Annotated in this window: 22 protein-coding genes; 18 read left to right on the forward strand and 4 right to left on the reverse strand. The window is 61.6% G+C overall.

The window, feature by feature from the left end; all coding sequences use genetic code 11:
* Positions 1-9 precede the first annotated feature (9 nt).
* The 3 genes from pal to ACGLWX_RS01150 all read left to right on the forward strand — a co-directional run bounded on the left by pal (position 10) and on the right by ACGLWX_RS01150 (position 2,238).
* Positions 10-558 carry a peptidoglycan-associated lipoprotein Pal gene (gene pal / locus ACGLWX_RS01140; protein WP_252108748.1) on the forward strand — a complete coding sequence of 183 codons (549 nt, stop codon included), beginning with the start codon at positions 10-12 and terminating at the stop codon, positions 556-558.
* A gap of 84 nt (positions 559-642) precedes the next feature.
* On the forward strand, positions 643-1,458 hold the full coding sequence (gene ybgF, locus ACGLWX_RS01145; RefSeq protein ID WP_396236650.1) for a tol-pal system protein YbgF: 816 nt from the start codon (positions 643-645) through the stop codon (positions 1,456-1,458).
* Positions 1,459-1,476: 18 nt separating this feature from the next.
* Positions 1,477-2,238 carry a YciK family oxidoreductase gene (locus tag ACGLWX_RS01150; RefSeq protein ID WP_396236652.1) on the forward strand — a complete coding sequence of 254 codons (762 nt, stop codon included), beginning with the start codon at positions 1,477-1,479 and terminating at the stop codon, positions 2,236-2,238.
* A gap of 49 nt (positions 2,239-2,287) precedes the next feature.
* Here the strand turns inward: ACGLWX_RS01150 and ACGLWX_RS01155 are convergent, their stop codons facing one another.
* Both ACGLWX_RS01155 and ubiG read right to left on the reverse strand, forming a co-directional pair.
* The gene (locus tag ACGLWX_RS01155) at positions 2,288-2,992 is read right to left on the reverse strand and encodes an HAD family hydrolase (protein WP_252108751.1); all 705 of its coding nucleotides are present in this window, start codon (positions 2,990-2,992) and stop codon (positions 2,288-2,290) included.
* Entirely contained in the window at positions 2,993-3,736 is a 744-nt protein-coding gene (gene ubiG, locus ACGLWX_RS01160; protein ID WP_252108752.1) for a bifunctional 2-polyprenyl-6-hydroxyphenol methylase/3-demethylubiquinol 3-O-methyltransferase UbiG, read from the reverse strand.
* 207 nt (positions 3,737-3,943) lie between these two features.
* On the opposite strand from ubiG, the gene ACGLWX_RS01165 reads away from it, so the two are divergent.
* The 15 genes from ACGLWX_RS01165 to yidD all read left to right on the forward strand — a co-directional run bounded on the left by ACGLWX_RS01165 (position 3,944) and on the right by yidD (position 22,351).
* Entirely contained in the window at positions 3,944-5,233 is a 1,290-nt protein-coding gene (locus ACGLWX_RS01165) for a nucleotide sugar dehydrogenase (RefSeq protein WP_396236654.1), read from the forward strand.
* 9 nt (positions 5,234-5,242) lie between these two features.
* On the forward strand, positions 5,243-6,064 hold the full coding sequence (locus ACGLWX_RS01170) for a hypothetical protein (protein ID WP_396236656.1): 822 nt from the start codon (positions 5,243-5,245) through the stop codon (positions 6,062-6,064).
* 85 nt (positions 6,065-6,149) lie between these two features.
* Positions 6,150-8,000, forward strand: coding sequence for an autotransporter assembly complex family protein (locus ACGLWX_RS01175; RefSeq protein WP_396236658.1), 1,851 nt, complete (start codon positions 6,150-6,152; stop codon positions 7,998-8,000).
* Between the two features lie 9 nt (positions 8,001-8,009).
* A complete protein-coding gene (locus ACGLWX_RS01180; RefSeq protein WP_396236660.1) occupies positions 8,010-12,437 on the forward strand; it encodes a translocation/assembly module TamB domain-containing protein in 4,428 nt (1,475 codons plus the stop codon).
* Positions 12,438-12,446: 9 nt separating this feature from the next.
* A complete protein-coding gene (msrA, locus tag ACGLWX_RS01185) occupies positions 12,447-13,067 on the forward strand; it encodes a peptide-methionine (S)-S-oxide reductase MsrA (RefSeq protein WP_396236662.1) in 621 nt (206 codons plus the stop codon).
* A gap of 208 nt (positions 13,068-13,275) precedes the next feature.
* Complete coding sequence (gene gorA, locus ACGLWX_RS01190; RefSeq protein ID WP_396236664.1) at positions 13,276-14,658, forward strand: glutathione-disulfide reductase; 1,383 nt, start codon at positions 13,276-13,278, stop codon at positions 14,656-14,658.
* 248 nt (positions 14,659-14,906) lie between these two features.
* Entirely contained in the window at positions 14,907-15,488 is a 582-nt protein-coding gene (gene ectA / locus ACGLWX_RS01195) for a diaminobutyrate acetyltransferase (RefSeq protein ID WP_252108758.1), read from the forward strand.
* A 99-nt stretch (positions 15,489-15,587) separates the two neighbouring features.
* Positions 15,588-16,859, forward strand: a complete 1,272-nt coding sequence (ectB, locus tag ACGLWX_RS01200) for a diaminobutyrate--2-oxoglutarate transaminase (protein ID WP_396236666.1) — start codon at positions 15,588-15,590, stop codon at positions 16,857-16,859.
* 64 nt (positions 16,860-16,923) lie between these two features.
* Positions 16,924-17,319, forward strand: coding sequence for an ectoine synthase (locus ACGLWX_RS01205; RefSeq protein WP_252108760.1), 396 nt, complete (start codon positions 16,924-16,926; stop codon positions 17,317-17,319).
* A gap of 259 nt (positions 17,320-17,578) precedes the next feature.
* A complete protein-coding gene (locus tag ACGLWX_RS01210) occupies positions 17,579-18,412 on the forward strand; it encodes an ATP-dependent zinc protease (protein WP_396236668.1) in 834 nt (277 codons plus the stop codon).
* Between the two features lie 63 nt (positions 18,413-18,475).
* Complete coding sequence (locus tag ACGLWX_RS01215; RefSeq protein ID WP_252108762.1) at positions 18,476-19,999, forward strand: inactive transglutaminase family protein; 1,524 nt, start codon at positions 18,476-18,478, stop codon at positions 19,997-19,999.
* Positions 19,996-20,997, forward strand: a complete 1,002-nt coding sequence (locus ACGLWX_RS01220; RefSeq protein ID WP_252108763.1) for an alpha-L-glutamate ligase-like protein — start codon at positions 19,996-19,998, stop codon at positions 20,995-20,997. Before ACGLWX_RS01215 ends, ACGLWX_RS01220 begins: the two co-directional genes overlap by 4 nt.
* A gap of 33 nt (positions 20,998-21,030) precedes the next feature.
* Entirely contained in the window at positions 21,031-21,492 is a 462-nt protein-coding gene (locus ACGLWX_RS01225; protein WP_396236670.1) for a transcriptional repressor, read from the forward strand.
* Positions 21,493-21,528: 36 nt separating this feature from the next.
* Positions 21,529-21,990: a phosphoribosyl-AMP cyclohydrolase gene (gene hisI, locus ACGLWX_RS01230; RefSeq protein WP_396236672.1), complete on the forward strand. Its 462-nt coding sequence runs from the start codon at positions 21,529-21,531 to the stop codon at positions 21,988-21,990.
* Between the two features lie 55 nt (positions 21,991-22,045).
* A complete protein-coding gene (gene yidD, locus ACGLWX_RS01235) occupies positions 22,046-22,351 on the forward strand; it encodes a membrane protein insertion efficiency factor YidD (RefSeq protein ID WP_396236674.1) in 306 nt (101 codons plus the stop codon).
* Here the strand turns inward: yidD and ACGLWX_RS01240 are convergent.
* Positions 22,348-22,764, reverse strand: a complete 417-nt coding sequence (locus ACGLWX_RS01240; RefSeq protein ID WP_252108767.1) for a SufE family protein — start codon at positions 22,762-22,764, stop codon at positions 22,348-22,350. The two genes, yidD and ACGLWX_RS01240, sit on opposite strands and share 4 nt — an antisense overlap.
* A 47-nt stretch (positions 22,765-22,811) precedes the next feature.
* Positions 22,812-23,933, reverse strand: a complete 1,122-nt coding sequence (locus ACGLWX_RS01245) for a tyrosine-type recombinase/integrase (RefSeq protein WP_396238150.1) — start codon at positions 23,931-23,933, stop codon at positions 22,812-22,814.
* Positions 23,934-23,988 lie beyond the last annotated feature (55 nt).

A 23,988-nucleotide genomic window follows, 5' to 3' on the forward strand; every position in this document is an offset into this window, starting at 1 on the left:
AGTCTGATCATGCAACTTAAGCCATTGGCTCGCTCTCTAGCAGTCGCATTCTCCATTCTGGCCGTTGCGGGCTGTTCGAGCACCGGCGGCACCCAGGACGGTGACGCATACGGTAGCCAAAGCGGCAGCACCGCTGGTACCGGTACCGGTTCCGGTATGGGCACCAGCGGTACCGGTCAGTACGGTTCCACTTCTGGCTCCGGCGCCGGCCAGCAGGCCGACTCGCGCATTCCCGAAGTGCGGACCATCTACTTCGATTACGACCGCGATACGATCAAAAGCGAGTACGAATCCGTCGTGATGGGCCACGCGCGCTATCTGCAGGCCAATCCCAACGCTCGCGTGACCCTCCAGGGCCACACCGACGAGCGCGGCACGCGTGAATACAACATGGCGCTTGGCGAGCGTCGTGCGCGCGCCGTTCAGCGCTTCTTGAACATTCAAGGCGTTTCGCCGTCTCAAATGAGCGTTGTCAGCTACGGCGAAGAGCGCCCGGCAGCCAGCGGTCAGGGCGACAGCGCCTACTCGCAAAACCGTCGTGTGGTCTTTAGCTACTAATTCGGCTAACGGGTCAGACGGTTAGACGTTAAGCTATCAAGCGCCCCGGGGCAGTACTGCCTCGGGGCGTCTTTGGGAGTCATCATGAATCACAGTCTCAAACGTTTTTTTGGGAGGCTGTGCGGTGCGGGAGCCATTGCGCTCCCGCTGTCCGTATTGCCTCTCGCGGTGCTCGCTCAGCAGCCGCTGGTTCAGGACATGTCCTCCGGTTCCGGCGGGTTCTACTCGCAAACCCAGCGTCAGGAAGCCTCTGGCGGTAACCTGGTACTGTTCAATCAGGTCGAGGAGCACCAGCAGGAGATTCAGCGCCTACGGGGTCAGATCGAGGAGCTGCGCCATCAGATGGAGCAGCTCAAGCGCCAGTCGCAGCAGCAGTATCTCGATATCGAAGACCGCTTGATGAACCTGCAAAGCGCCCCGGCGTCCGCGCCGGCAGCGCCCGCTACACCGCAAGTCGAACCCGAGGCCGCCGAAGAGGTGGCCGCTCCGTCCTCGTCACAAGCCTCGTCAAACAACGTCAGCGAAGACGCGCAAGCGGACTATCAGGCCGCCTTCGCCCACGTTCAGGCGCGCCGCTTTAGCGAAGCGATCGATGCCTTCAACGATTTCGTCAGCGCCCATCCGGATACCAGCCTGACCGCCAACGGCTACTACTGGCTGGGTGAGCTTTACGCCGCCGAGAACGAGCTATCCGCCTCGGATGATGCGTTTAGCCGCGTCATCAACGACTTCGACTCAAGCTCCAAGGTGCCGGATGCGCTTTACAAGCTGGGCTTGGTCAAGGCGCGCCAGGGCGAAACCGAGCGCAGCCGCGAGCTGCTCGAGCAGGTGCGCGACGATTACCCGCAAAGTAGCGCCGCCGGCTTGGCCAACGACTTTCTTCGCCAGTCCGCCGGATAATTCACCCCGAGGTTATGCATGACCTGCAAGATCGATTATCAGGCCCGGCCTGACTTGCTCAAGGATCGCGTTATTCTGGTCACCGGCGCCGGTGACGGTATCGGCCGCGTTGCCGCGCTCGACTACGCAAGGCACGGCGCCACCGTCATTTTGCTGGGCCGCACCCTCGAAAAGTTGGAGCGCGTGTACGATGAGATCGAAGCCCAGGGTAGCCCCCAGCCGGCGATCTTTCCGCTCAATATCGAAGGGGCGCTGATCGAGGACTACGACGATATGGCAAGGCGGCTGGACCGTGAGTTTGGCCGCTTGGACGGACTGCTTCACAACGCCGGGCTTCTTGGCACCCTCACGCCTTTCGAGGAGTACGATCCGGAGCTCTGGGATCAGGTGATGCAGGTCAATATCAATGGCCCGATCTGGATGACCCAGTCGCTGTTACCGCTTCTGGACAGCGCCGACGATGCTTCGCTGATTTTCACCTCATCGAGCGTGGGCCGAAAAGGGCGGGCGCAGTGGGGCGCCTATAGCGTTTCGAAGTTCGCCACCGAGGGCTTTATGGAAGTGCTGGCCGACGAATTCAAGGCGCACGAACATCTTCGTATCAACACGCTCAATCCGGGCGCGACCCGCACCGACATGCGCGCCGGCGCTTACCCGGACGAAGATCCTGCCACGCTGCGCACCCCGGAGCAAATCATGCCCACCTATCTGTGGCTAATGGGCCCGGATAGCCGCGGCGTGACCGGCCAAAAAATCGACGCCCAGCCCCCCAAAGCCTAATGGGGCTTGAATGGCCGAGCGGCGGCCAAGGCGTAAGGACGTTAGCGCGTCAAAACGTGGCCAGCCGCTCGACCAGGTCTCCGCAGGTTTCAAACCAGATATCGGCGGGCCATGTACGGTAGTCGTCCTGCTCGCTGATATAGCCGTAGCCCACCGCAATGGCGGTCATGCCCGCCGCTTTCGCCGCTTCGATATCCCGCCGATGATCGCCAACGTACCAGCAGTGCGCCGGGTCGATCGCAAGGCGCCGCGCCGCTTCCCACAGCGGCTCCGGCTCCGGCTTTTTCACGCTTAGATCGTCGGCGCACAAAAGCGCGCCGGGTTCCAAAGCCAGCGCCTCCAACAGCGGCAGGGTATAGCGGCGAGGCTTGTTAGTGACGATCCCCCAGGGCTTTTGTTCGCCATGCCAGCCGGCAAGCCAGGTGTCCAGCGGTTTGAACACCTGGCTATGGGTGGCAACGGCCTGCTCGTAGGCATCCAGCAGATACTGGCGCGCCTCTGCGTGGCCCTCGGCGTCCGACGCAAGGCCGATCGCCAGCGTCACCAGAGCGCTGCCGCCGTTGGAGACTTCCCGGCGAATCTGCTCGAAGGGCAGGGGCGGCTGGCCGTGAAAGCGGCGCAGCGCGTTGGTGGCATTGGCCAGATCCGGCGCGGTGTCGACCAGCGTGCCGTCCAGATCGAACAAGACGGCCTTGGGCGCAGGTAGTGCGGCGCTTGCCGGCTCGGTCGCGTTACAGGTAGAGGCGTGAGGCATTCAGTGACCCACCCGGCGGCAGTACATCATGTAGTTGACCGAGACGTCGTTGGCCACCAGCTTGTAGCGCTTTGTGAAGGGGTTGTAGGTTAACCCGGTCTGCTCGCGCACCTCGAGTCCCGCCTTGCGCGCCCAGCTCGCCATTTCGTGAGGCCGGATGAATTTGGCGTAGTCGTGGGTGCCGCGCGGTAGCAGGTTCAGCACGTACTCGGCGCCGACGATAGCGAAGGCGTAGGACTTCGGCGTACGGTTGATCGTCGAGAAGAAAACGTAGCCACCGGGGCGTACGAGCGTGCAGCACGCGCGGATGACCGAGGCCGGGTCCGGCACGTGTTCGAGCATTTCCATGCAGGTAACGACGTCGAACGCTCCCGGCATCTCGTCGGCCAGGGTTTCGACGCTAACGTTACGATACGCAAGCTCGACGTTTTGATGCTCGGCGTGCACCCGCGCCACCCCCAGCGGTGCCTCGCCCAGGTCGATCCCGGTCACGTCGGCGCCGCGGCGCGCCATCGATTCGCTTAAAATTCCGCCGCCGCAGCCCACGTCGAGCACTTTTTTGCCCGCAAGCCCGGCGCGAGCGTCGATGAAGTCAAGGCGCAGCGGATTGATCTCGTGCAGCGGTTTGAACTCGCCTGTCTCGTCCCACCACTGGTTGGCAAGTGCTTCAAACTTCGCCACTTCCGCTTGGTCGACGTTACCTTGATAGCGATTGACGGTGCTATCCTCTGGGGTCGCTTGCATGGGTTCACTCCCTTATCCTGTCAGCGCGAGACGTTACCCGGCGCCCGTTTACCAAAAAAATTGGTTACATTAAGCTACAAGGTGGCATCCACCCCCGGGTTTTGTATTATTGCATTCTAACCACTCCAGGCGCGAAGCGCATGAAAAGGACGTCGACATGACCCAAAAGGCCCTGTTTATCCGGCAATTGCGCAAGGAGCGTGGTTAATGCGCGTACTTCTTTACGGTAGCGAACTCAGTGCCGCGACGGCAGCGGCGGCGCTCGCCTTCGTTGGTCACCGCATCGACTGGCTTTTGCATGAGGACGCCCCCTGGGGGGTGATTTCCACCCTCGACTGGCTGCGCCGTGAGCCCGAACTCATGGCCCATATCGATCAGGCCTTCGAGCAGCAAACGCTTCGCATCGTGACCTCGCTCGACGAGGCCGCGCCCATGGACGTGGTGTGGCTGGCTTTGTCACCGGAGCAGCGCCGCTCGGCCGATGCGCTTTTGAGCGCGCCGCTTTTTCGCGAGCATCGCGCGGTACTCATCAATAACTCCACGTTCCCGGTTGGCGATACCGAGCGCCTCAATACCCTGATGGGCGAACAGCACGGTAGCGTCGCGCTGCCGGACACCCTCGAGGAGGGGCGGGCCTGGGCGTCGTTTACGCGCCCGACCCGCTGGCTTTTGGGCTGCGACGACGCCCAGGGCGAGCAGATCGCTCGCGAGCTTTTACGCGCGTTCAATCGCCGCCGCGATGTGTTTCAACTAATGCCGCGCCGCGCCGCGGAACTTTCCAAGCTCGCCATCAACGGCATGCTGGCCACCCGCATCAGCTACATGAACGAAATCGCCGGCCTCGCCGACACGCTGGGTGTGGACGTCGAGCACGTGCGCCAAGGCATGGGCGCCGACACGCGCATTGGCTTTGAGTATCTTTACCCAGGCTGCGGTTTCGGCGGCCCCAATTTTTCGCGAGACTTGATGCGTCTGGCCGACGTACAGTCGCAAAGCGGGCGCTACTCCGCGCTGCTCGAGCAGGTCATGGATATCAACGAGCAGAAAAAAGAGACGCTTTTTAGAAAGCTCTGGACGTTTTTCGAAGGCGATTTGGCCGGCAAGACCGTGGCGATCTGGGGGGCGGCGTTCAAACCCGGCACCGCACGCATCGACCATGCGCCGGTACTCACACTGCTGGAGGCGCTCTGGGCTCAGGGGGTGAAGGTACAGCTTCACGACCCCGCCGCCACCCCGGCGCTTGCCGCGCTGCTCGGTGAGCGCGAGGATCTGACGCTTTACACCGACGACCCGTACCAGGCCTGCGAAGGGGCGGATGCGCTGATGCTGGTCACCGAGTGGAAAAACTACTGGAACCCGGACTGGCATCGTCTGACCGAGCTTTTAAATGCTAAATTGATCCTGGACGGACGCAATATTTTCGATCCGGCTTTCGTTGCCAGCTGCGGGCTGCGCTATCGAGGCATCGGCCGTCGCGCCGACCCAACGACCCATTGAGGAACTTTAATGTCTGACGCCACCCCGTCCCAGCGTATCGTGCCCGACGTGGACCAGAGTCTGGGCGCCCAGCATCTGCGCCATCGTCGAGGCCCACGCCTTTGGCCGCTGTGGCTCGTACTGCTGCTGGTCATCGCGCTACTGGCGGCGCTGGCCGCAGGGCTTTGGTACGAGCGCGAGCGCCTTCTGGACGAGGTTCGCCGGGTAAGCGGTGAAGTCTCCAACCTGCACGCGCGGCTCGACTCCAGCGACACCGACGTGGTCGACTCGGTCAGCTACATGCAGGCTCAAATGACCACGCTGTTCCAGGAACAGGAGCAGCTGGCGTTGCGTTTGACCAACACCCGCGAAGAGCTTTACGGGCTTTTGACCGATGGCGAGGACACGGTATCGCTGGAGGCGATCGACGAGCTTCGCGAAACGCTGACGGCGCAGCGCGAGGCCGCCGAGCTCAACGAGCGCCAGCTCCAGGCCGTACGCAGCTCGGTAAATGCGCTCGAGCAGGCGGGCACCGCCGGGCGCCAAAACCTGCTCGAAGAGGTGGCGTCTCTAGACCAGAACACCGCCGAGCGGGTCGCCGCGTTGGAAGAACGGCTGGGCCGCGAGCGCGTGACTCTCGACAACCAGCTCACTACGCTTCGCGGCGAGCTCGACGCGCGCCTGGACGAACTCGCCGAGGCGGCCCAAAACGCCGAAACGGGTATCGACCAGCAGGCGCGCGAGCGCGCCACCGCTTCGCTCAACGAGCGTATCATGGCGCTTGAAAGCGACGTTCGCCAGGTGCGTCAGGCGCAATTAGCGTTTAGTGCTCAAATGGAAATGCTGCGATAATTCAAAAAAGGGTGAAAACGCCAGGGCGAAGGGTATCGCCCGGCCTTCACCTGTCGCCCGTCTGATCAGGTAAAAGAAGGAAACCATGCAACGATACCGTCAGCGATTTACGGCGATGCCCGTAGCGTTCTACCTGGCAGCCCCTTTGTTGATGATAAGCCCGCCGCTTTGGGCGCTGGAAGCCACCATCAGCGGCGTGTCGGGCCCGGTCGAAGAGAACATCGACGCCTACCTTCAAAATATCGATGAAGAGCGCTACACCGACCTGCGTTTGGAAGGCGAAATTCGCCAGCGCACTCAGGAAGCGATGCGCGTATTCGGCTACTACGAGCCAGAGGTGGAGGTGACCCTCGCCGAACCGGTTCGAGTACGTATCGAGCCCGGCCCCCAGGTGCGCATCGAAACGCTGTCTATCAACATCGAAGGCGACGCTCAAGACGACCCGCCGTTTCAACAGGCGCTGGACGACTTTCCGCTCGAAGAGGGTGACGTGCTCGAACACGAGCCCTGGGATCAACTTGGCTCTGAGTTCTCCGGGCTTGCCATCGAGCGAGGCTACTTCGACTGGGGCTTTACTGACCGGCGTATGGAAGTGCGCCCTTATAAGGAAAGCGCGCGTCTCTACATGGATTTCGATAGCGGCCCGCGCTACCGGTTCGGCCAAACTCGCATCGTGGGAAGCCATATCGAGCCCGAGCGGCTCAAACAGATGCAGGGCTTCGAGCCCGGCGACCCCTATCTTGCCGAGTCGATCGCGCTTTACAACCAGCGCTTGGGCGAGACCCGCTGGTTTCGCTCGGTGACCGTACGTCCGCGCCTGCAAACGGCGCAAGAGCTCGTCGTGACGCCGAGCGGTGGCGGGGCGGCCTGGTACGACTCCGCCACCGCCTCCCAGCCAAAGCGTCCACGGCTCTCGAGCGCCGCCTTTGCAAGCGCCTTGAGCGTTGGCCAGCCCAACGACTACCGCCTGCCGATCGATGTCACCGTCGAGCCCGCCGATCGCCATCAGTTCGAAACCGGTATCGGCTACGCTACCGACGTCGGTCCCAGGCTTCGTTTTGGCTGGCAGCAGCCTTGGATCAATAGCCTCGGTCACAGTCTGAACCACGACCTTTATATTTCCGGGCCGGATCAGCGCTTTACCGGGGTTTACAACATTCCCCTCGAAGACCCACTTCGCGACAACTACCGGCTGCAGTACGGTATTCGTCAGCGTGAAGACAACGACACCGAGTCGCTCGAGGGCACGGTAGAGTTCGCTCGGCGCTGGGAGTTCGACAACCGCTGGGTGCAAACCCTTTACGTGCGCACCACCTACGAGGACTTCACCCAGGGTAATCTTTCCGACGAGGTGTGGCTCTACTATCCCGGCATCCAGTGGTCGCGCACGCGCACCCGGCCTACGCGATTTCCGCTCTGGGGCGATCGCCAGCAGCTCTCGCTGGAGTACTCCGATACGCTTTGGGGCTCGGACGCCACGTTTTTACGCGTGACCGGCGATACCGAATGGATTCGCACCCTGGGCGACAGCAACCGCTTTTTGGCGCGCCTGGGAGTCGGTGCCATCGAAACCGACAATTTCGATAAGATTCCACCGTCGCTGCGCTTTTTCACCGGCGGCGATAACAGCGTGCGCGGCTACTCCTTCGAGAGCCTGTCGCCGCGCTCTGACGACGGGCTTTTGCGCGGCGGCCAGCAGATGTTGACCTCGACGCTCGAGTATCAGCGTCGGGTTACCGGCGCCTGGTGGGGCGCTGCGTTCGTCGACAACGGCAACGCCTTCGACGACTGGAGTGCCGACGATCTCAAAACCGGCGCCGGCGTCGGCGTGCGCTGGATCTCGCCGGTTGGCCCCATCCGCTTCGACGTCGCCCATCCTTTCGACGATGAAGACAACGACTACCGTATCCACTTCTCTATCGGCCCCGAGTTTTAGGAGCGCATTTTGGCAGACGTTGCAAAGAAAAAGCCGCGAACGAAAAAGCGGCTCTCCTCGGGTGCGCGTACCCGACTGGCCGTTTGGAGTGTGATTCGCCTGTTGATCCTCGTGCCGCTGTGGCTGTTTGGTCTTATCGCACTGGTACTGGGCGCCGCACTGTCGCCTTGGGGAACGGCACAGCTCTTCTCCCAGGCCGAGAAGCGCGGCTACGTTAGTTATGAGGCGCAGTCCGGCGGCCTGCTCGACGAGTTCACGCTACAGGGCTTTCGCATGAACGTTGCCGGCGTACAGGTCGCCATCGACGACCTGGAGCTTCGCTGGGCCGACGACTGCTTGCTTTCCGGCCGGCTCTGTATCGACACGCTACGCGCCGACGGCGCCGACATTCGCTTGGCCGCGAGTCAAAACGAGCCGGAGCCACCGCCGGACAATCAGCCGCCGCTTCGTATCACGCTGCCGTTTCCCATCGAACTTCGCGAACTGGTGTTGAACGATACCGCCGTCACGCTCGGTGACGGCACGCGCATCACCTTCGACTCGCTGACCAGCGCTGCGGTTGCCGAAGGCCAGAGCGTGCGCCTGGCCCCCACGGAGCTAAATCAGCCGCGGGTCTATCTGCCGCCGTCACCCGGCGTGCGCCTGACCCAAGGTCTCGAGACGCCGCTGGACGCCACCGGTATCGACGGTGCCATCGCCGTGCACACCCCGCCGGAACCCGAGCCGGTAGAGGAGGACGCTGGCGTACTGGTCACCGAGCAGGGCCGTACCCAGCTTCCCGACATCATGCTGCCAATCGACGTTATCGTCGAAGAGCTTGCCATCAACGACTTCGCCCTCGAAGGCGCGATCGATTACAGCGTCGAGCGGCTCACCCTGGTGGGCTCGGCGATCGAGCACGACATCGCCATCGACACCTTCTACGTGCTCACCCCGGACGCCGAGGTGAACCTTGACGGCACGATCCGCCTGGCCGAGGAGTATCCGCTCGAGCTGAACCTGGCCACCACGCTCTACCTGCCGGAGCGCTTCCCCGAGCTTTCCGGCAACACGGTGTCGCTTGCGCTGTCCGGCTCGCTTGCCGATCTCAAAGGCGAGCTCGATACCGAGGGGCTGGTCAACGTCGTGCTGGATGCCAGCGTCGACGTGCTCGACCCGCTGTTTGCGTTCGACGTGCGCCTTCAAACCGACGAGCTCCAGTGGCCGCTCACCCCGGTGGAGGGCAGCGACGCTGAGCCCATCCGCGTCGAGGATCTCGACCTTCGCGCCAGCGGCAATCTGGAAGCCTTCGCGGTGACCGTCGATGCCGAGGGCATCGATAACACGCGCCTGGACGGGCAGGTGGATCTCGACGACCCGAGCTACCCCTTTGACGTGCGCTTGCAAAGCGAGCGTTTCCAGTGGCCGCTCAACGTGCCGGAAGACGCCGACACCGCCGCAGAGCCCTTCGTGGTGCAGAATCTGGACCTGCACGCCAATGGAAGCCTGGAGGCATTCACGGTGACGCTGGATGCCGACGGCGTTGAGAACACCCGGCTCGAGGCGCGCGCCGATATCGACGATCCGAACTATCCGTTCTCCGCGCGTCTGCAAAGTGACCGGCTGCAGTGGCCTTTGACCACGTCCGAGAGCGCCGACGTCACCCCTTGGGTGGTGCAGAACCTGGATCTGCGCGCCGACGGTGATATTAATGCCTATAACCTGGCGCTCGACGTCGAGGCCGAAGGCCCGGACGTGCCGCTTCTAACGCTGAATCTGGAGGGCAGTGGCGACATCGGCGCTTTTGATTGGTCGACGCTTGCGCTTCAAATCGACGAGAGCCGCCTGGCAAGCCAGGGGCGCGTGAGCTGGGCCAACGCCATTACGCTGGACACCACGATTCGCCTGGATGACTTCGATCCGTCGCACTTCGTTGCCGATCTCGACGGCTCGCTAAGTGGCGATATCGAGCTTGGCGTGCTTCAACAGGGCGAGCGCTGGCTGATCGATCTGCCCGCGCTTTCCATCGACGGCGAGCTTCGCGATTACCCGCTCACGCTGGAAGCATCCTTGAACGCCAACTCGGATCTCGAAGCCGACATCGATCGTCTGGTCTTCACCCAAGGCAACAACCGCCTGACCGCTCAGGGCCAGGCAAGCCAGCAAGCGCTGTCGATCGATGCCGACATCGCGCTCAATCAGCTGCAAACCATTCATCCGCAGCTCGCCGGGCGTCTTGCCGGCGATATTCAGGCCCGCGGCAGCATCGAGCAGCCGCAAATCAACGCCACGCTTGAAGGCAGTGACCTGCGTTTTGCCGACAACAGCGTCGAGCGGCTTTCGCTCGACGCCGATATCAGCGGCATCGACGACCCGCGTTTGGACATAGACCTGTTGCTCGACCGGGCCGTGGCCGGCGGCCAAACGCTTCAACGCCTGGAACTGACCCTCGAGGGCCTGCTTTCCCAGCACACGCTATCGCTTGAGGTGCAGGGTGACGATACGAGCGCTTTGCAGCGCGCCGAGCTTGCACTGCGCGGGCGTTTCGATCAGGCCAACCAGCTTTATCAGGCTAACGTCACACCGCTTGAGATCGACTCCGACGCCGGCGATATTCGACTCGAAAGCCCGCTGGATCTTCGCTACAACCTGGCCAACGGCCAGGCGCGGCTATCGCCGTTCTGCCTGCGCCGGCTCGAAGGCGGGCTCGTGTGCTCGACAGAGACGATCAATGCCTCTGCCGACCAGGGCCGTGCGCTTTTGACCGTACGCGAAGTGCCGATGGAAGCGCTCGAGCCGTTTCTGCCCGAGGAGTGGCGTCTGGATGGCGATACTACGGCGGACCTGGGGCTCTCCTGGAGCCAGGGTGGGGCGCGCTGGCAGGCCGATGTCGAGCTTTTGAGCGAGCTTGCGATCACCGCGGTCGACGGCTACGGCCAGCCGGTGCGCCTGCCGGTGATCAATTTGGATGCTCAGATCGACGCCAACCAGGCCAATGCCAACGCCAGCGTGGTGCTGTCGCTGTCCGAGGCAGGGCGTTTGGCGCTGGATCTAACCGTGAGCGACCCGATCGGCCGAGGCGGGCTCGACGGCGAACTGCGTGCCAGCAATATCGTGCTCGGGCCTTATATGCCGCTGGTCGCACAGCTCGACGAGCTTCAGGGCGCGCTCAACGGCACGGTTTCGATTGGCGGCACGACCGCCCAGCCGGATTTGCAGGGCACGCTGGCACTTCGCGGCGTGCGCGCCCGTGGCCCGGACATTCCGGTCGACGTTCAGGACGGCGAGCTTGCGCTGCGCTTCGACGGCGGCCAGGGCAGCATCGACGGCTTCATTGCCGCCGAGCGCGGCCGGCTCAACATCACTGGCGACGCGTACTGGCCGGAGAACGAGCAGTGGCGGGCGGGTGTCGATCTGAACGCGGTTCAGGAGCCGCTACTGGTCGTGCTACCTCAGTTCGGGCGCCTCGAAGCGGCGCCGAACATTCGCATTCGCGTCAACCCGGAGCGTCTCCAGATTCGCGGCAACGTCGACATTCCCTGGGCGCGTCTCGAAATCGGCAGACTGCCGGCCTCGGCGATCACGCCGAGTGGGGACGAGATCATCATCACCGAGCGCGAGGACCGCGAAGCCGAGCGCATTGCGCGGCTTCGCACCGCCAACGGCGAAGGCCCGAGCGCGGCGGACGAACTCGCCGCTGGCGGCATGGAGATCGACATGCTGATCACGCTGAACCTGGGCGATGACATGGAGCTCTCCGCCTACGGGCTGGAATCGAACCTGGCGGGCAATCTGGAGGTGCGCCAGGACAGCGGGGCGCTTCAGCTCTTTGGCGAAGTGAACCTGGTGGACGGGCGCTTCCAGGCCTTCGGTCAGGATCTGCTCATTCGCCGCGGTCAGCTGCTGTTCAGCGGCCCGCCGGGGCTTCCCGTACTCAATTTCGAGGCGATCAGAAACCCGGAAGTGACCCAGGACGACGTGATCGCGGGGCTTCGCGTCACCGGCACGGCGGAAACGCCGAACGTGGCGATCTTCTCGGAGCCGGCGATGCCGGAGAGCAGCGCCCTCTCTTACGTGCTTCGCGGGCGCGCCCCGGATTCCTCCGGCGGGGTCGATAGCGCCTTGACCACGGCGCTGATCGGCATGTCGCTTGGACGCACCGGCGGGGCGGTCGGCTCGATTGGGGAAGCCTTCGGCATCAACGACTTGACCCTGGATACCACCGGCGCCGGTGACGAAAGCCAGGTCGCGCTCAGCGGTCAGCTCACCGACGATTTACGAATTAGCTACGGCGTGGGAATCTTTTCACCCATCGCTGAACTAACCTTACGCTATACGCTTTGGCGTAATTTCTACGTTCAGGTGGTTACCGGCACGAGCCAGGCGGTCGACTTGATCTACACCTTCTCGCGTCCGGGTTCTCCGACGATACTTCCACCGACACTTCCACGGCAATAAGAGGTGGCCATGACACTCTTTTCCAGAACATCGGGATCACTGCCAGGCCGTGATACGCCGATCGAAACCAGCGAGACCCACACCGTCAACGGCAACGCCTTGAAGGGGCCGATACCTGACGGCTTCGAGGAGATCGTCCTTGGCATGGGTTGCTTTTGGGGCGTCGAGCGTCTTTTTTGGCAAATGCCCGGGGTACACGTGACCGCGGCAGGCTACGCCGGCGGCGAAACCCCTAACCCGACCTATGACGAAACCTGCACCGGGCGCACCGGCCATACCGAGGTGGTGCGAGTGGTCTATGACCCCGACAAGGTCTCGCTTGCCACGCTCTTGCGCACCTTCTGGGAGGAGCACGACCCAACCCAGGGCAACCGGCAGGGCAACGACATCGGTAGCCAGTACCGCTCGGCGATTTTTGTCACGACCGAGGCCCAGCGTGAACAGGCCGAGCAAAGCCGCGAGGCGTATCAAAAGGCGCTGGATGAGCAGGGCAAAGGGCGCATCACCACCGAAATTTATCCGCTGGACAGATTCTACTACGCCGAGGGCTATCACCAGCAGTACCTGGACAAGAATCCGGGCGGCTACTGCGGTTTGAAGGGCACTGGCGTGACCTGCGCGATTGGCTAAGCTTCATTGATCCACGCTCAGCCAAGCGGCAAACGAGCCGGTCGCCTGCGTTTTACAACCTGTCCGCCTTTTCCGCTCGCTCGGGCCACGCTCGAGCGAGCGGCTTACGTTCGAGAAGACGACGGTTCAATAAGACGGCTGTTAAAGTAGGCAGCTGTTCCAAGAGACGACTGTTCGATTGGAGTGTATCGAGCTGCAAGGAGTGTTTATGTCGGCGCAAGCTGATTTTGATTACGATCTACTGGTTATCGGCGCCGGTTCCGGCGGCGTGCGCGCCGCGCGCACGGCGGCGGCTCGAGGCGCACGGGTGGCCATCGCCGAAGACCGTTACCTGGGCGGCACCTGTGTCAACGTTGGCTGCGTGCCGAAAAAGCTCTACGCCTACGCCTCCCACTTTCGCGATAGCTTCGACGACGCCGCGGGCTACGGCTGGCACCTGCCGGAGACGCCGACCTTCGACTGGCCGACGCTGAGAGACAACAAGTCCAGCGAGATCAAACGGCTCAACGGCATTTACCAGCGCCTGCTGGAAAACGCCGGCGTCACGCTCTATAACGCCCGAGCGACGCTCAAGGATGCTCATACCGTTTCGCTGAGCTCTGCGAAGGGCGAAAGCGAGGTGAGCGCGGCCAAAATTCTGCTCGCCACCGGCGGCTGGCCCTGGGTGCCGGATTTCCCGGGCAGCGACCTGGCCGTCACCTCCAACGAGGTGTTCGACCTGGACACCTTCCCCAAGCGCTTTTTGGTGTTGGGCGGGGGGTATATCGCCGTGGAGTTCGCCAGTATCTTCAACGGACTGGGCAGCGAAGCTCACCTGATCTACCGCCGCGAGCTCTTTTTGCGCGGCTTCGATGACGAAGTGCGCGCCTTTACGCGCGACGAGATGAAGAAAAAGGGCGTTAACCTGCATTTCGACGTCAACATCGAACGCATCGAGCGCGGCGACGATGGCCTGAACGTCACGCTCACCAGCGGCGACACGCTGACCGTCGATACCGTGCTGGTCGCCACCGGGCGCCGTGCCAACGTCAGCGGCCTGGGGATCGAGACGCTGGGCATCGAGCTCGACGACAGCGGCAAGATCCCCGTCAACGAGCGCTTCGAGACCAATGTGCCCTCGATTCTGGCGCTCGGTGACCTGATCGATAGCCCGGAGCTTACGCCGGCGGCGATCGCCGAGGCGATGCAGATCGTCGAGCATCACTTTGGCGATACCAAGCCGGAGCCGCTGGACTACGAGCGCGTTCCCACAGCGGTGTTCTGCCAGCCCAATATCGGCACCGTCGGCCTGACCGAAGAGGCCGCCCGGGAGCGCTTTGCCAACATCCGCGTTTACCGTACCGACTTCAAACCCATGAAGCACACGCTTTCCGGTAGCGACGAGCGCATGCTGATGAAGCTGGTGGTTGATGACGAAAGCGACGTGGTGGTCGGCGCGCACATCGTCGGCGAAGAGGCGGGGGAGCTGATTCAAAACGTTGGTATCGCCGTCCGTGCCGGGCTTACCAAGGCCGATTTCGACCGCACTCTTGGGGTTCACCCAACCGGCTCCGAGGAGCTCGTCACTATGCGCGAACCCTCGCGTACCTGACTCGCACTCTTGCGAGGTTGAACCGGATCGATTCATGACAAGCGGGCGAAAGCCCGCTTTTTTATACCACTTCATTGAAGTTGGACTAAGCTTTTAACAGTCACTGAGAGGATCGATATCCAGTACAGCATTACCCGCCATGTATAATTAAAAATTATCGAAAAGGGAGCCAAGGATAATATGCGCTTTGAGTTATACACCGTCAGCTGTTATGATCTTGCAGGAATTCGCAACGGCGAAGTATCACCATGAGCATGCCTTCAACGCCTTTTACCCCTTCTTTTGACTTGGCGCGGCCGACAGTCGCCGACGCCGTGGTCGGTAATGAGCAGACGCCGCTCTATATTCGCAAGCCCAACGCCGACGACGGCTGGGGCATCTTCGAGCTGGTCAAGGCGTGCCCACCGCTGGACGTCAACTCTGCCTACGCCTATCTGCTACTCGCCACTCAGTTTCGCGATACCTGCGCCGTGGCGACTAATGAAGAGGGCGAAATCGTCGGGTTCGTTTCCGGCTATGTGAAGGACAACGCCCCAGACACGTTTTTTCTGTGGCAGGTCGCGGTGGGAGAGAAAGCGCGCGGTACCGGTTTGGCGCGCAGGCTGATCGAGGCCATTATGTCGCGCGACGAGCTCAGCGACGTACACCATATGGAAACCACCATCACGCCGGATAATCTCGCGTCCTGGGGGCTTTTTCGCCGCTTGGCGGCGCGCTGGCAGGCACCGCTCAACAGCCGCGAATACTTCTCGACAGAACAGCTTGGCGGCGAGCACGACCCGGAAAATCTCGTGCGCATCGGGCCGTTTCAAACCGATCACATCGTCTAGCTCGATCAAGCGCCGCGCGACACCTTGAAAATTCATCGAACCGTCTCAAGGTTTTTGTAAGCGCTTGAGACAGGAAATTTTTTTGAAAGGGAGGTCATAATGCAGACCCAAACGTTTGAACGGATGGAATCCAACGTACGTACCTATTCGCGTTCGTTTCCAGTGGTATTCACCAAGGCTAAAAACGCCCGTTTGACCGACGAAGACGGTCGCGAGTACATCGATTTTCTCGCCGGTGCCGGCACGCTGAACTACGGCCACAACAATGCCCACCTCAAAGAGGCGATGATCGATTATCTCGCTTCAGACGGCGTGGTGCATGGGCTGGACATGTGGACTGCCGCCAAGCGTGACTACTTCGATACGCTCAACGAACTGATTTTCAAGCCGCGCGGGCTCGACTACAAGGTGCACTTGCCGGGGCCGACCGGCACCAATGCCGTCGAAGCCGCCATTCGCCTGGCGCGGGTGGCCAAAGGCCGCCACAACATCGTGACCTTCACCAACGGCTTTCACGGCGTGACCATGGGGGCGTTGGCGACCACCGGTAACCGCAAGTTCCGCGAGGCTACCGGCGGCATTCCGACCCAAGGCGCAAGCTTTTTGCCCTACGACGGCTATATGGGCGAGCACGCCGATACCCTCGACTACTTCGAAAAATTGCTGGCGGACAAGTCCGGCGGGCTCGATATACCCGCGGCGGTCATCGTCGAAACCGTGCAAGGCGAGGGCGGTATCAACGTGGCGAGCCTCGAGTGGTTGAAGCGTTTGGAAGGCATCTGCCGTGACCACGATCTTTTATTGATCGTCGACGATATTCAGGCCGGCTGCGGGCGTACCGGCAAGTTCTTCAGCTTCGAGCACGCCGGCATCAAACCGGACATGGTCACCAACTCCAAGTCGCTGTCCGGTTTCGGCCTGCCGTTTGCTCACGTGTTGATGCGCCCAGAGCTCGACCAGTGGAAACCGGGCCAATACAACGGCACGTTCCGCGGCTTCAACCTGGCCATGATCACCGCGACCGCCGCGCTGAAAAAATACTGGTCCAATGATACCTTCGAGCGCGACGTTCAGCGCAAGGGTCATATCGTCGAGGAGCGCTTCAAGACGCTGGCCAAACGCCTGTCGGATAACGGCATGCCCGCCAGCGAGCGCGGTCGCGGTTTGATGCGCGGTATCGACGTGGTCGACGGCGATATCGCCGATGCAATCACCGGCAAGGCGTTCGAGCACGGTTTGATCATCGAAACCAGCGGCCAAGCCGGCGAAGTCGTCAAGTGCCTGTGCCCGCTGACCATCAGCGATGAAGACTTGATCGAAGGCCTCGATATCCTGGAAAAATGTGTCGACGCCGTGATTAGCGGTAAATAACGGATTCACACGCCAAGCCATCGTTTCGGCGGCCATCGACGGCCGCCTTACAAGGAGCACACCGATGATCGTTCGCAATCTGGAAGAAGCCCGCAAGACCGACCGCCTGGTGACCGCTGAAAACGGCAACTGGGACAGCACGCGTCTGGTGCTGGCCAGCGACAAGGCCGGTTTCTCGTTTCACATTACCCGGATCTTTCCGGGCACCGAAACCCACATTCACTACAAGAACCACTACGAAGCCGTGTTCTGCTACGAAGGCGAAGGTGAAGTAGAAACCATCGCCGACGGTAAAATCTGGCCGATCAAGGCCGGCGACATCTACATGCTCGACCAGCACGACGAGCACCTTCTGCGTGGCAAGGAAAAGGGCATGACCGTGGCGTGTGTCTTCACACCGGCGCTGACCGGCAAGGAAGTACACCGCGAAGACGGCTCTTACGCGCCGCCGGAAGAGTAAGCGTCGTTCGTTGCTCATTGATGTAACATCTAAAAGACGGCCCAAAGAGGCTGTCTTTTTTATGGCCGGGTTGTTCGATGTTTTGAGCTTGTGCCGGGTAGCCAGTTTCTGCGTTTCAGACCAATAACTCTTGGTTCGCATAATATATATTATGTTAAATATGATATTCGCTATTGGGTAAAACCCTTAACATCATTGGACAACCGCACATACTTCTTCATATTATCCCTGCTCTTGTTTGGTAAGGGACTTCCGATCTATGCGCACGAAACTGACCTGGCTGATGGCAGGCATGCCGCTATTGGTAGCTTGCGCTGCTCAACCGCCGGCGCCCCAAGAGCCCCCGCCGCTTGGAGATGCCGCGTTCAACGCTCGCATTACCGAGCTCGAGACCACGCTTTTAGCGCAGTGTGACGCCCAAGCAATGGAGTCACGCCAAACGAGCCAGTACGAAACGCTCAGATCCAACATGCATGAAGTGGGCAATCTACTGCGTGTTTTGCAAAAGGATGTGGCGACTATCGAGGCGCGCGGTGACGAGCCGATCATCGTGCGTGAAGAGTGTGAAGCACAGCCGGTGCAAACCTCGAAAACGGTGCTTGGGCGCAGCGAATGGATCGGCTTTCCAGCCATCGGCACCTACCTCAAGGCGCGTATCGACTCCGGGGCCTCGACATCGTCGCTGTCAGCGTCCGACATCACGCGCTTCGAGCGTGACGGCGAAGATTGGGTACGCTTCAAGCTCGCGCTCAACGACGAAGACGTGGCGGTCGAGCGCGTTAAAGACGAATGGGTCGAAGCACCGATCCAGCGCCGCGTGCGCATCGTCCAGGCCTCCGGTGAAGAGTCGCGCCCGGTCATTTCGCTTTTGATGACATTGGGGCCCATTCGTGAAAACGTCGAATTCACGCTCAATGACCGCACGCATCTGGATTTCCCGGTGCTGCTGGGACGTCGCTTCATGATGGACATTGCCACCATCGACGTCGCCCAAACCTACATTCACGATCGGCCCGAGTTTCCCGGCGGCGAGCCTGCCGACCAGGCCGCTGACGATGAAGTCTCTGAAGATCAGGACGATACGGAAGAGTAGCCGCTCTACGTCATCGAGCATCGCTCTCCCCCTGTCGCTTAATGCCGAAAGGAATCAACCTTCATGTCACGCTTGGCGTTTTATTTAATCGTGGGCTTTTTGCTGGTCGTAGGTATCGCGGCCAGCATCCATCGTCACGTTCAGTTCGAAATTCCCTGGACCCCAGGCGAGCAGCGCCAAGTGTGGGAAATCGAGGCGGTGATCACGTTCAACGCCCAGGACGGCCCGGTTCAGGTGGATCTGGCGCTGCCGTCCCACCAGGCGGGCTATCGCGTGTTGACCGAAAACACAGCCTCCTCTGGCTATGGCCTGGCTTATAGTGCTGACGAGCTGGGCCGCCAGGCGCAGTGGACCATCCGCAACGCCGCCGGCAGTCAGCAGCTTTACTACTCGGTGCAGATGCTGGTATCGCCTGAGGCGCGCGCGCCCATCCAGACACCGCCCGGGCTTTCGACACCCACGCCCTGGGGCGCACCCTACGATACCGCCGCCGAGCAGATCATCGAGCGTGCCTGGGCACGAAGCGCCGATAACGCCACCTTTACCCGCGAGCTGATCCTCGATCTCAACGGCGAACGCCAGGCCGAGAACGCGCGGCTTCTGTTGAGCCAGGAGACACCGACGGCGCTGATCGTGCGGCTATTGAACCAGGCCGGCGTCCAAGCGCGGGAAATTAGCGGCCTGATGCTTGAGGATGCGCGCCGGCGCCAGTCGCTGACCAGCTGGATTCAGGTATTCGACGAAACCGGCGAGCAGTGGGCGGTATTCAACCCGACCACCGGCGAGCGTGGCCGCCCGGACAACCTGCTGCTGTGGGAAACCGGCGGCCGCGCAGTGCTCGAAGTACAGGGCGGCACCAACTCCCAGGTCAGCTTCTCGATGCTGACCCACAACCAGCCGGCCTCGGCGGCGGTGCGCAACCACCGCTCGGACAGCACGCTACTGAACTTCTCGATTCACAGCCTGCCGCTGGAAGAACAGGCGCTGTTCCAGACCATTCTGCTGATTCCTATCGGGGCGCTGGTGGTCGTGCTGCTGCGCGTGTTCATCGGGGTGAAAACCTCGGGCACCTTCATGCCGGTTCTGATCGCGCTGGCCTTCATTCAGACCACGCTACTGACCGGGTTGGTCGGCTTTCTGCTCATCGTCGCGGTGGGCCTGGTGATCCGAAACTACCTGTCGCATTTGAATTTGCTGCTGGTGGCCAGGGTTTCGGCGGTCATCATCACGGTTATCGCGATCATCGCCGCCTTCACCGTGCTCGCTTACCGCATGGGCCTTTCCGCGGGGCTCACCGTCACCTTCTTCCCGATGATCATTCTGGCCTGGACCATCGAGCGCATGTCGATTCTTTGGGAAGAGGAAGGCCCGAAGCAGGTGCTGATCCAGGGCGGCGGCAGCCTGGTGACCGCGGTACTGGCGTATCTGGCCATGAACAACCCCTGGATTCGCCACATCACCTTCAACTTCCTCGGCGTGCAGCTGATTTTGATGGCGTTCATCCTGATGCTGGGTAACTACACCGGTTACCGCCTGCTCGAACTGCGCCGCTTCAAGCCGATCACTGAAGACGAGAAGCCCTCATGAGCTGGTTCAAGGATTGGACCTGGCCTTCCAGGCTAAGCGATAAAGGCATCATCGGCATGAACCGGCGAAATATTCGCTACATCGGCCGCTACAACTCGCGAAAGCTCTACCCACTGGTGGACGACAAGCTCAAGACCAAGCTTCTGGCCCAGCGCTACGACATCACCACCCCCGCGCTGATCGGCACGGTGAGTACCCAGTTCGGCGTCAAGCATATTGGCGAGATGCTTACCGGCCACAAGGGCTTTGTCATCAAGCCCGCCAAGGGCAGCGGTGGCAAGGGGATTCTGGTCATCGAAAATGTTGATGATGACAACGTTTTCATCAAACCAAGCGGCGCGCATTTGAGCCTGGTCGACATCGAACGCCACGTGTCGAACATTCTCTCCGGGCTCTACTCGCTTGGCGGCTCGCCGGACGTGGCGGTGATCGAAACGCTGATCAACTTCGATGAGAGTCTGATGGCCTACACCTACGAAGGCGTACCGGACATTCGCGTCATCGTGTTCAAGGGCTACCCGGTGATGGCCATGATGCGCCTATCCACCGCCGCCTCCGATGGCAAGGCCAACCTGCACCAGGGCGCGGTCGGTGTTGGCCTCAACATCGCCACCGGGGCGGCGCTCAGAGGCGTTCAGTTCGATCGCCCCTGCTACAGCCACCCCGATACCGGCCATGACTTGGCAAGCCTGGTCGTGCCGCAGTGGGATACCCTCTTGAACCTGGCCGCCGGCTGTTATGAAATGACCGGCCTTGGCTATCTGGGCACCGATATGGTGCTCGACCGTGTTCACGGGCCCATGCTGTTGGAGCTCAACGCCCGGCCAGGGCTCGCCATTCAGATGACCAACGGTGAGGGACTCCGCCGGCGGCTCGATCTGATCGAACGCCAGCCCGATGGCGTTGGCGCCAAGGAGCGCGTAGCGTTTGCCCAGCATCACTTCGCGCGCCAAAGCGAGCTGGTCAGCACCCCTGACACAGAGTCGGCGAGCGCGTAAACTAGCCCCACCATGTTGACCCGGTCGCTGAAGATGAAAACCAATACGTTATTGCAACAAGCCGAATCGCAATGCATCAATCGGGGCGTGCGCTTCACTCCGATTCGCAAGCGCGTGCTCGAGATGATTGCCGATAGCGGCGGCGGCCTGAAAGCCTACGACCTGCTCGACCAGCTCTCCAGCGAACACGCCGCCGCGCGCCCACCCACGGTGTACCGCGCGCTCGAGTTTTTGATCACCGAAGGCTTCGTTCATCGCATCGAGTCGCAAAACGCCTATATCGCTTGCGCCTGCCCCGAGCACACCCACGGTTTTCAGCTGCTGATTTGCCGCCTCTGCGGCCACGTCGAAGAGCTGCACCTGGATGCGATCAGCGACGAGCTGGTCGGTCTTGCGCGGGAAAAAGGCTTCAACGTTGAGCGTCAGACCATCGAGCTTCAGGGCTACTGTGCCACCTGTCGGGAAAGCGTTAAGGAAAACGACGCCGACGACTGACTTTTTAATTAGTGACCCTTCAAACGAGTACCCGCCATGTCCCGTTTCGACCAGCACGCCTCGCTTTTCAAGGCGCTCGAATCCGCCGGATGCGATGAGACGCTGCCCTCGACCCAAACGCTGTTGGACGAGGCCAGGTTTAATAGCGACGGCTTGATTCCCGCCATTGCCCAGCAGCACGACAGCGGCGAAGTGCTGATGATGGCCTGGATGAACCGCGAGGCGCTCGAAGAGACTCTCTCGACGGGCCGGGTCTGCTACTACTCCCGCTCGCGCGGCAAGCTCTGGCGCAAGGGCGAAAGCTCCGGCCAGCAGCAGGCGCTGGTGGCTGCCGCCTTCGACTGCGACGCCGACACCGTGCTTTTGCAGGTCGATCAAACCGGCCCGGCGTGCCACACCGGCCGGCGCAGCTGCTTTTATATCGCCCTCGACCGCGAGAAAGCCGCTATCACCAGCGAGCCGCTGATCGATCCAGCCACGCTTTACGCCAAGCGCTAACGTGAGCGCCTGGCGGGCAGTCAAAAGAGGCCTCGTCAGAGCCCTTGGCGCCCTGATGATCGGGCTGATCCGACTCTACCAGTACACTTTGAGCCCCCTGCTCGGCCCGCGCTGTCGCTTCTGGCCGAGCTGCTCCTCCTACACGATCGAAGCCATCCAGGTACACGGCCCGCTAAAGGGCGGCTGGATGGCGTTCAAGCGTATTATCAAATGCCATCCGGGCCACCCCGGCGGCATGGACCCGGTGCCCGGCGGGCGCAGCGAAGCGCTTTGCCGCGAAGATGAAGCCGGCCGCGATAATGCCCGTGTAGGAAACACCTCAACCGACAAAACGCCCCGTCGCTGCGATCACATCGACTAGGCGCTTTGCGCGACCTGATAGATGCGCTCGAGCATGGCGTGCAGGCCGTTGCTGCGCGTCGGTGACAGGTGCTTGTCGAGGCCCAGGTCCTGCAGAAAGTGCGGCTTCGTGGCGGTGATCTCGGCCGGGGTGCGCTCGCTGTAGATGCGCAGCAGTACGCCGATGAGCCCGGAGACGATCGCGGCGTCTGAGGTTGCCTTGAACACCAGCTTGTCGCCCTCTTTCTCGTGGTTCATCCAAACGTTGGACTGACACCCCTGGATCTTATACTCCTCGGTTTGCCACTCGGCGGGAAAGTCGGGCAGCTGCTTGCCCATGTCGATGATGTACTGGTAGCGATCCATCCAGTTGTCGAACATCTCGAACTCTTCGATCAGTTCCTGCTGGGCAAGCTCGGGGCCGGGCGTGCTCATGGTCTCTCCTTGAAGGCTCTAGGCAAAATTGGCCGCCATTATAACGTTCAATCGCGTTGTTTTGTTGGTGAAACACCAATTCGGTGGCGCTGCTGCTCGTCATGCCACTGCTCGGCCTCGGTATGCAGGTAGCGACTGGTGGTTTCAAGGCGCGCGTGGCGTGCGCTTTGGGCAAGGTACCTGAGCTCAATGCCCGACTGCGCCTGGTGGGTAATCGACGTATGGCGCAGCCAGTGGGGTGTGGCGCGGCGCAGGGCCTCGACCTGGGCCGGCGCGCCCTGCTCCGCTTCCAGCGCCTCGGCAGCCTGGGCGAATACTCGTTTGATCAGCCGGTAGAGCTGGTTGTCGCTGATGCCGCGAACGCCGTCGAGCGCGCGAAGAAGCGGCGTTGCCTCGTCAAACGTAGGAAGCGAGGGCAGCCCGAGAGCCAGGCGCCACTCGGCAAGTTCCCCAAGCATGTCTTCGGGTAGCGGAATACGCGCGGTTTTCTGCCCTTTCCCGGTCACTACCCACCACCAGCGCCCTTCTCTAAAAACGAAATCTTCCATGCGCGCGCCGGCCATCTCACTAATACGCGGGGCCAGCAGATAGGCGAAGCTGAAAATGAACCGGCACCGCGCCCACTCATAGCGCTGCCGGGTACTCGCGCCCTCCCCCACATCTCTATTCAACCAGCACCAAAGCCACTGCCAAAGCGCATACTCCAGGTAGCGTTCGACACTTTGCGTCTGGTTATTGAGCCGGCGCGACTTGTCGCGCATCAGCCGAAACGGATTGTGCGCGACCCACCCGGCCTCGACCAGCCAACCGTAAAGCCCTTGCAGTATCACCAGGCTTTGACGCCGGCTCGACGGCGACAGCCCCGCACGAAACGGCCGCCAAGCGGGGCTCGAGCGCGGCGCCCCGACCCCTACCCAGCGCGAGGCCGGCTGCGGGTCTTCGAGAAACGCCTCGAATTCACGCAGCCCTTCCCGGTCGAGCTCGATCAAACGCCGCTGCGTGCTCGAAAGCCACAGCAGCAGGCGCTCAGCCTCACGCCGGTACGTCTTGAAGGTTTGCGGGCTCTCGCGGTACTCGGCCAGCCACAGACCGACCGCGTCGGCGTCGCTTGAAGCCGTAATACGGGCACCACCTTCTGCCCTATCGACGACGTCAAAAACCCTTGAAATATCATCGTTTTGGAGGGTGTATACTATGTTGCTCACTGCGCTCTACCTCTTTTAG

The organism is Halomonas sp. HMF6819 (assembly GCF_044335525.1).
Taxonomy (GTDB): domain Bacteria; phylum Pseudomonadota; class Gammaproteobacteria; order Pseudomonadales; family Halomonadaceae; genus Vreelandella.